Genomic DNA, 4,615 nt, shown 5'->3' with positions numbered 1-4,615 from the left:
GCAGCCAGCCGGCCACCCGGGGTGCGTTGGTGGCCAGCGGCGGCAGCAGGGCGAGGATATTTCCGGCCAGGGAGCGGTGTTCCGCGGAGCCGGAGAGCGCGGAGTAGCTCAGGAGCGCCCCGGCGAACCCGGCGGCTCCGCTGGGGGTGGCGTTGTCGAAGGGATCCATCCCGTCGCGCCCGCCCTGGGCGTTGAAGACCTGCGCCGATTCCCCGGCCGCGTCGCGCAGCTCCCCGCCAGCGGCAAACTGGGCGCACGCGGCCGCCAGGATGTCCTCGGCCAGTTCATACCAGAGGGTCCGCCCGGACACGGCATAGAGCGCGAGCAGCCCCTCCGCGCAGAAGGCGTAGTCCTCGAGGAGTCCCCCGATCCCGCGGGCGGCACCGTCGTGGGATACCCGGACCAGGCGCCCGGGCGCGGCGCCCCGGGCCGGCATCCAGTGCACCCGTTCCAGATAGCCTGCGATGCGTTCGGCGGCACCCAGCAGGTCGGACCGGTCCAGCACCGCACCTGCCTCGGCCAGGGCTGCGATGGCAAGTCCGTTCCAGCCGGCGACCACCTTGTCGTCCCGGGCAGGTTGGGGCCGCGCCGTCCGGGAACGCAGCAGCACGGGCCGCGCCCGCCGCCACAGGTCATCGTCCGGACCATCCAGCCTTCGGCCCGGGTGCAGCGGCGAACCGGTTTCCGACACGGCGCCCCGGGGGTGGACGTTCATCATCCGTGCGAGGGCATGTCCGTCCGCGGGTCCCAGCAGTGCGCTGAGCTCCTCGGGTGTCCAGAGGTAGCTGGCCCCTTCGGAGTGCACCCCGTCCACCACGGTGTCCGCGTCAAGGGACGATGCCAGCGCCGCCGGAGCCCCGGAGTCCCCCGAAATGTCGGCGCCGCCGGGGCCGGTGCTGCCGAGTCCGAGCGCGGCGAGCATCCAGTCCGCGGTGCTGCCAGCGACGGCGGCGGCCTCCTCGGCCGTATACCCTTCCGTGCCGCCAAGCCGGACCCAGTGGACGTAGCAGCGCAGCAGCTGGGCATTGTCGTAGAGCATTTTCTCGAAGTGCGGTACGGACCAGTCGCGCGTCACGGAGTAGCGCGCAAAGCCGCCGTCGAGCTGGTCGAACAAGGCCGACCGAGCCATTGCGGCGAGCGTGCGTCCCGCCAGCCCGCGAGCGGTCTCCGCCGTGTCGGAGGCGACGGCGGCGTGCCGGATCAGGAACTCCAGCACCGCCGACGGCGGGAATTTGGGGGCCGCGCCGAAACCTCCGGCCGCATCCTCGGAGCGGGACAGTTCTCGCACTGCCGCGGAGAGCAGGGCCGCATCCGGGGCCGGCGCGGGGCCGTCCAGCCGGACGGCGGAGCCGGCCTGCGCGGCGGCAATTCCGCGTGCCAGCGCGTCGGCACTCGCTTCGACGGCGGTGCGGCGTTCCAGCCACGCCTCGCGGACCGCTTCCAGCACCTGGCGGAAGGAGGGCCGGCCGGGCATGGGCCGGGGCGGATAGTAGGTGCCGGCGTGGAAGGCCCGGCCGTCCGGCAGCAGGAAGACTGACATCGGCCAGCCGCCCTCGCCGCTGATCGCCTGCGTGGCGGCCATGTAGACCGCATCGACGTCGGGACGTTCCTCGCGGTCCACCTTGATGGCGACGAAGTTGGCGTTCAGGAAGGCGGCGGTGTCGTGATCCTCGAAGGACTCCCGGGCCATGACGTGGCACCAGTGGCACGCCGCGTAGCCGATCGACAAGAAGACCGGCACGTCGCGGGCCTCGGCGAAGCCGAACGCCTCATCGTCGAAGGGGCGCCAGTGCACGGGGTTGTCCGCGTGCTGGCGGAGGTAGGCAGAAGGTTCCCCGCCCAGCGCGTTGGCCGCACCGGGCGAAGCAGCGGAGGAGCCGGGCTCAGCGGTTCCCGGAGCCGGCGTCACCATTGGCCTCTGGCGGGGTATCGGCACGACCGGCGGCCGGCCATTGCTTCCCGTCCCGGCCATGCAGGCCGGCCCGGTGCGGCGCGGCCCCGGGAGCTCCGGCGCCGGGAAGCCCGGTCCCGGGAAGCGCAGGGACATCCGCCTCGGAGCGCTCTTCTTCCACCTGCGCACGATAGCGGACCCGGCGGATCCTGCGCACCATATCCACAATCAGCAGCGCGGTGAGCACCACGATGAATGCGGTCAGCAGGAAGCCCAGCAGGCCCGGGGTGACCTGATCCTGGTCGAGCCCCGGGCGCAAGGACGGCGACGGAGCGGGCGCCGGGGATGTCGCCAGGGCGATGAGCAAGGAATGCACGGTGGAAACCTTCTGTGAGGAGTATCTTCGGCAGGACTTCCATTGCTTCTACGCAGCATAGAAGTCCCTGCTGGATCTATCTTAGCCCGGCAAAGAAGTCCGTTTCGGGCACGTCTGCCTGGACCCGGGACTGGATCAGCGAGTAGTCCTCCCACGGCCAGGTCTGCCGCTGCATCGCCGGCGAGACAGCGAAGAAAAAGCCCTCCGGATCGACCTGGGTGCGGTGGGAGCGCAAGGCGTCGTCGCGGGCTTCAAAGAAGTTCCCGCACTCGATCTGGGTCGTGGTGGGGTGGGTGGGCGCCGGCGGCGTGTGGCCCTCGGCGTCGGCCTCCAGCCAGGCCGCGAGCCGTTCTGCGTACGGTGACTGCAGGCCGGCTTCCTCAAGCGCATAGTGCAAGGCGCGGAAGCGTTCCGGGCTGAAGGCCCGGTCATAGTAAAGCTTGCCGGGTTCCCAGGCCGCGCCCGTGCCGGGGTACCGCGCCGGGTCGCCGGCGGCTTCGTAGGCCTCGACGGCGACGCGGTGCGCCATGATGTGGTCCGGGTGCGGGTAGCCCCCGTTCTCGTCGTAGCTGAGGATGACGTGCGGCTTGAAAGCGCGGACCAGCCGGACCAGCGGCGCGGCCGCACGTTCCAGCGGCAAGGTGGCGAAAGAACCGGTCGGCAGCGGCGGGAGCGGGTCGCCTTCGGGCAGCCCCGAGTCGACGAAGCCCAGCCAGCGCTGGCGGATGCCCAGGACCCGGGCAGCGTTGTTCATTTCCAGCCGGCGGGCGCCCGCCATGTCCCGCTTGGGGTGCGGCGCCTTCTCCATCGCGGGGTTTTGAATGTCGCCGCGGGAACCGTCGGTGCAGGTGGCCACCATGACGTCTACGCCGGCGGCCGCGTACATGGCCATCGTCGCGGCACCCTTGCTGGACTCGTCGTCGGGGTGGGCGTGGACGGCTAGGAGCCGGAGCGGAGCCGGCTGGCTGGGGGGCGCTGTCATCGTCGGACGGCTCCTCTTTCTCTTGCGGATTTTTCTGCTGCGAATTCGGTGCTGCGCGGGCGGAACGGGAGTGCGGACTTTCGCACGCCCGATCCACACTAAACTGGATTGGTGACTTCCGAGGAGCAGCCTGCCCCGCCCGCGCCGGCACCTACCAGCCTAGCCAATCGTTACGGCGGTCAAAAGCGTGCGCTGAGCGGCAAGACGCGGCGGGCCGTTCTGGTCGCCGGCGTCGCGGTCGGAATCGGCTTCCTGGCGTGGGTCTCGACGTCGGCGGCCACCGAATCGGTCAGCTTCAAGGACCTTGGCTACAGCACCCCGGACGCCACCTCGGCCGAGATCGATTTCCAGGTCATCAAGAATCCCGGCACGGCCGCCAAGTGCGCGGTCAAGGCCCTGGACTCCAAGTTCGCCGTGGTTGGCTGGAAGGTCGTGGACATCGGTCCCAACGCGGCCGAGGACGGCGCCGACGGCGGCCGCACGACGGTGCACCGGACCACGCTGCGCACCGAATCACAGTCCGTGTCCGCCGTCGTCGACGGCTGTTGGATCCCGGCCGCGTCGAAGTAAGGCATCCCCCCGCGGGAAGCGGCTCCCGGCGTAACACGGTGTGATCTGCACCGCAGCCGTTCTTGGGTTTATCCACAGCATTGACTACAATGGATCAATACCTCTGCCCCGCTGAGTTGGTTACTGAGATCCATAAGTGGCCACCGTGGCGGGGTCTTTGCTTGTTTGACCAGTTTGTTTGACCAGCTTGTTTGACCACTAAAAGGAGAAGTCCGTGTCGACCACCAACAGCGCAACTGCAGCTTGGCTTACCCAGGAAGCTTTTGACCGCCTGAAGGCAGAACTGGACCACCTCTCCGGCGCCGGCCGTGCAGACATCGTTCAGAAGATCGAAGCTGCCCGTCAGGAAGGCGACCTCAAGGAGAACGGCGGCTACCACGCGGCCAAGGAGGAGCAGGGCAAGATCGAGGCGCGCATCCGCCAGCTGACCGCGCTGCTCCGGGACGCGCACGTCGGCGAGCCTCCCGCCGACGACGGCATCGTCGAGCCCGGCATGATCGTGGTTGCCAAGATCGCCGGCGACGAAGAAACGTTCCTGCTCGGCTCCCGCGAAATTGCCGGCGACTCCGACCTGGACGTCTTCAGTGAGAAGTCACCGCTGGGATCGGCCATCGTCGGCCACAAGGAAGGCGACAAGCTCAGCTACACCGCCCCGAACGGCAAGGACATCACGGTGGAGATCCTCTCCGCCAAGCCGTACGTCGGCTAATTGCACTTGCGGTTAAACCCCGACGCCGGCCCTCCCCTCAGTGGGACGGTCGGCGTCGGCGTTTAAGGACGGCTCAGAACTTGGTGC

Annotated in this window: 5 protein-coding genes; 2 read left to right on the top strand and 3 right to left on the bottom strand. The window is 69.2% G+C overall.

All coding sequences use genetic code 11. From position 1 onward, the window contains the following. The 3 genes from AB4Y86_RS12735 to mca form a co-directional block, all read right to left on the bottom strand. The coding region (locus AB4Y86_RS12735) for a thioredoxin domain-containing protein (protein ID WP_441402588.1) at positions 1 to 1,912 on the bottom strand (1,912 nt) is incomplete at its 3' end. Next, positions 1,884 to 2,267, bottom strand: coding sequence for a hypothetical protein (locus tag AB4Y86_RS12730; RefSeq protein ID WP_441402587.1), 384 nt, complete (start codon positions 2,265 to 2,267; stop codon positions 1,884 to 1,886). The genes AB4Y86_RS12735 and AB4Y86_RS12730, both read right to left, overlap by 29 nt. Positions 2,268 to 2,343: 76 nt before the next feature. After that, the gene (gene mca / locus AB4Y86_RS12725) at positions 2,344 to 3,249 is read right to left on the bottom strand and encodes a mycothiol conjugate amidase Mca (RefSeq protein WP_441402586.1); all 906 of its coding nucleotides are present in this window, start codon (positions 3,247 to 3,249) and stop codon (positions 2,344 to 2,346) included. 111 nt (positions 3,250 to 3,360) lie between these two features. On the opposite strand from mca, the gene AB4Y86_RS12720 reads away from it, so the two are divergent. Both AB4Y86_RS12720 and greA read left to right on the top strand, forming a co-directional pair. Further along, on the top strand, positions 3,361 to 3,819 hold the full coding sequence (locus AB4Y86_RS12720; protein ID WP_441402585.1) for a DUF4307 domain-containing protein: 459 nt from the start codon (positions 3,361 to 3,363) through the stop codon (positions 3,817 to 3,819). 214 nt (positions 3,820 to 4,033) lie between these two features. Continuing rightward, positions 4,034 to 4,528, top strand: a complete 495-nt coding sequence (gene greA, locus AB4Y86_RS12715) for a transcription elongation factor GreA (protein WP_441402584.1) — start codon at positions 4,034 to 4,036, stop codon at positions 4,526 to 4,528. Positions 4,529 to 4,615 lie beyond the last annotated feature (87 nt).

The sequence above is a fragment of the Arthrobacter sp. 2YAF22_2 genome, assembly GCF_052114645.1.
GTDB lineage: Bacteria > Actinomycetota > Actinomycetes > Actinomycetales > Micrococcaceae > Arthrobacter.
Note: the sequence above shows the minus strand (reverse complement) of the source record. Positions and strands in the feature narration are given on the sequence as shown.

Coding starts and splice junctions, on each gene's coding strand:
- mca (WP_441402586.1), bottom strand. CDS start 3,249: ATGACAGCGCCCCCCAGCCAGCCGGCTCCGCTCCGGCTCCTAGCCGTC.